At 66.1% G+C, this 3,201-nt stretch carries 4 protein-coding genes; all 4 read right to left on the reverse strand.

All coding sequences use genetic code 11. From position 1 onward, the window contains the following. Window positions 1–64: 64 nt before the first annotated feature. From BKY26_RS08960 to BKY26_RS08975, 4 genes are read right to left on the reverse strand one after another with little or no spacing between them, the layout of a single operon-like run. Window positions 65–1,177, reverse strand: a complete 1,113-nt coding sequence (locus BKY26_RS08960) for a mandelate racemase/muconate lactonizing enzyme family protein (RefSeq protein WP_071690059.1) — start codon at window positions 1,175–1,177, stop codon at window positions 65–67. After that, window positions 1,174–1,461, reverse strand: a complete 288-nt coding sequence (locus BKY26_RS08965; RefSeq protein WP_071690060.1) for a cupin domain-containing protein — start codon at window positions 1,459–1,461, stop codon at window positions 1,174–1,176. The genes BKY26_RS08960 and BKY26_RS08965 overlap by 4 nt, the downstream gene beginning before the upstream one ends. 28 nt (window positions 1,462–1,489) lie before the next feature. Further along, the gene (locus BKY26_RS08970; RefSeq protein ID WP_131541819.1) at window positions 1,490–2,083 is read right to left on the reverse strand and encodes a dimethylsulfonioproprionate lyase family protein; all 594 of its coding nucleotides are present in this window, start codon (window positions 2,081–2,083) and stop codon (window positions 1,490–1,492) included. Beyond that, window positions 2,080–3,159 (reverse strand): alcohol dehydrogenase family protein, encoded by a 1,080-nt coding sequence (locus BKY26_RS08975; protein ID WP_071690061.1) that lies wholly within the window; start codon window positions 3,157–3,159, stop codon window positions 2,080–2,082. The genes BKY26_RS08970 and BKY26_RS08975 overlap by 4 nt, the downstream gene beginning before the upstream one ends. Between the last annotated feature and the right edge of the window lie 42 nt (window positions 3,160–3,201).

The following is a 3,201-nucleotide window of genomic DNA, read 5'->3' on the forward strand; positions in this document are numbered from 1 at the left end:
GGGGCTCTGCCCCCGTCGGCTAACGCCGACTCCCCCGAGGTATTTTTGCCAAGATGAACAGGCATCAGCGGGCCTCGTAGATGGCGACGGGCGGGCCTAGCGCGGGTTCGTCGGGATGGACGCCGAGGCCGGGGGTCTCGGGCAGATGGAGGTGGCCGTCGATATTACGGGGGCCGCGGCCGCCTGCGATGTCCACCGTGATCATGTCCTGGCAGGCCCAGACCGCCTTGCAATTGGCGTCGGGGATGGTGGCAGCCAGATGCAGCGCCTCGGTATCGGCCAGCACCGATCCGCCGGTGGCCATGATGAACATGTCGATCCCATGGGCGAGCGCTATGTCACGCATCCGGGCCGCCTTGGTCAGGCCGCCGACTCGGTTCAGTTTGATGCCGAAGACCTCGGCCAGACCGTCGCGGGCGATGCGAGTGGCGTCCTGCAGGGTGACGAGCGCCTCGTCCACGCTGACCGGGGCGGCGTGCTTGGCGCGGATCGCGGCGATGTCGTCGAGCGTTTCGCCGGGCTGTTCGAACATCACGCAAAGGTCTTCGGTAGCCTGCATGACCGACAGGGCCTGCTGACGTGTCCAGCCGCGATTGACGTCGTAGAGGATGATTTCATGCGGGGCGCGGTGTGCTTCCACGTCTCGGATGCGGGCAATGTCGCGGGCCACGTTGCCGCCGATCTTGACCGAATGGGCGATGTAGCCGCGCTGGCGGTAGCGGTCCATCACGGCGCGGGTTTCGTCGACGGTCTTGGCTCCGACCGAAGACGCGATGGGGCGCGGCGTGCGGCTGCCGCCGCCCATGAGATCGGCAATCGGCAGGCCCGCCGTCTGACCGGCGATGTCCCAACAGGCCATGTCGATGGGGGATTTCGCGTAGAGATGACCGGGGAGCGCCAGGTCCATCGCACGTTCCACGTCGAGCACTCGGCGCGGATCGAGGCCCAGAAGAAAGGGGGCCATGGTCTCGATCCCCGCACGGATGCCGGGGCCGTGGGCGGGCACATAGGTGTGGCCCCAGGGGGTGCCCTCGCCCCATCCGGTGACGCCTTCGTCAGTCTCCAGCTTCACGAAGGTCGCATCGAGCGTTTCGAATTTCAGCCGCCCGCCCGAGAGCCAGTAGGGATGTTCCAGCGGCAGGTCGGTATGGAACACGGTGATGCGGGTGAGTTTCATTTCAGTTCGACCTCGATGAAGGACATCTCTGCGCTGCCCGCGTTGATGACGTTGTGCTCGACGCCCGCGTCGCGGCGGTAGGCAGCGCCTGCGGGCACGGTGGTTTCGGTCGTGGTTCCGTCGGGATGTTCCAGCCGCATGTGGCAGTCGGTGATGGCCGTGATGACGTAGTCGAACCCGTGGCGATGCCAGCCGGTCTGCTGCCCGGGCGCGAAGGTGAAGAGGGTCACACGGGTGCGGGCGTCGTCGATCAACTGCTCTGCGGTGCAGGTCATGTCGGTCATGTCCGGGGGCCTTGTGCTGCGGGGATGATCATGCGGTGCCCATCCGTGGCACGCCCGTCAGCCCCGCGCCGCGCCAGAGGACGAGGGCAAGGACAGGGCTTTCGCCCGTGGTCATCTGGTGGGGCTGGTTCGAGCGGTGGATGCGGATATCGCCGGGGCGGAGGGTGACGGGGGCTTCGTCCTCGGCCTCGAACAGCGCTTCGCCTGCGAGGATGTAATAAAGCTCCTCCGCCTCGTGCAGATGCCAGGGATAATAGAGGTTTTCGCCCCAATAGGCGATGTAGGCGCGGATCTCGTCGGATCTGTAATGGCCTTCAGGCCCCACCAGCTCAAACCAGCCGTAGCGGTCGAGGAAATCCTGCCCGACCTCGTCCACGGTATAGGTCTGCTGCCAGTCCGCGTAGTCGGTCAACTCGCGGATCGCGTCGCTTGTGGCGAGCGTCGCGTCGATATGGCCCTCGGACCAGGCCTTGAGGATGTCGGCGGCGGGAATGGCGCGCGCCGGTTTCGGGGTGGGCAATGCCAGCGGCCAGCCTGCGAACCCCATCAGCGCGGGGGTGGAGGCCACCAGCATCGTGATCGCGTGATAGGCGCGGGCAAAGGCCAGATCGACAGGGGTCACGGGATCACCACGATATTGCCGGTATGGCGTTTCTCGATGAAGGCGGTCTGTGCCTCGCGAAGCTGCGCCAGCGGATAGGTGGCGGCGAGCGCGGGCTTGATCTCGCCCGCTTCGATATAGCCGACGAGGTTGGGCATCACGTCGAGGTCGATCACGGTCGAGCCGGTGAAGGTCAGGTCGCGCAGGTAGAGCGTGCGCAGGTCAAGTTCCACCATCGGGCCGGCGATGGCACCCGAGCAGGTATAGCGCCCGCCACGGTCCAGCACGTCGATGAGTTTTGGCCAGTAGGGACCACCGACGATATCGGCCACCACGGTGATCTGTTCATCGCCGAGCGCGGCACGCAGATCGTCGGGCGCGCGGGACAGGATGCGGTCGGGGCCGAAACGGACGACATCCGCGTGCTTGGCCTCCGACGCCATGGCGATGACTCGCGCGCCGCGCCGCTTGGCAAGCTGGACGAGTGCTCCGCCGACACCACCCGAGGCACCGGGAACAAGGACGGTGTCTTTCTCGGTCACCTGCGCGCGGGTCAGCATGCCCTCGGCGGTGGAGTAGGAGCAGGAGAAGGTGGCAAGCTCCGCATCCGAGAGGTCGGATTGCACCGCCAGGGCATTGCGGGCCGGGATGGTGCAGTATTGCGCAAAGCCGCCATCGCGCTCAGAGCCAAAATAGCCGGTTGTCGCCTTGTTGGTCAGGTCATCGGGGTCGCGCAGCCAGTTGTCGGTGATCACCCGCTCACCGATACGGGCCGCATCCACGGCCTCGCCCACGGCGACGATGCTCCCGCAGACATCGGCGCCTTGAATGCGGGGGAAGGCAAGGGGCGCACCGCCCCAGGAGGGGTCTTCCTCGTTGACTGTTTCGAAACCCTCGCCCGTCGTCCGGTCCGTCACCGCCTTGGAGTACCAGCCCGAGCGGGTGTTCACATCGGTATTGTTCATGCCGCAGGCCCCGACTTTTAGCAGTACTTCGCCGGGGGCGGGGCTTGGAACCGGCCAGTCTTCTCGCCACTCGTATCTGTCGAGGCCACCGTGGCCGGTGAGGATCATGGCTGACATGGTGGTCGGGATCATGGGTGTGCTCCTGTGACTATGGGGATTTCGCCGCCTTCGGCG

The sequence above is a fragment of the Nioella sediminis genome, assembly GCF_001879695.1.
Classification (GTDB): Bacteria; Pseudomonadota; Alphaproteobacteria; order Rhodobacterales; family Rhodobacteraceae; genus Nioella; species Nioella sediminis.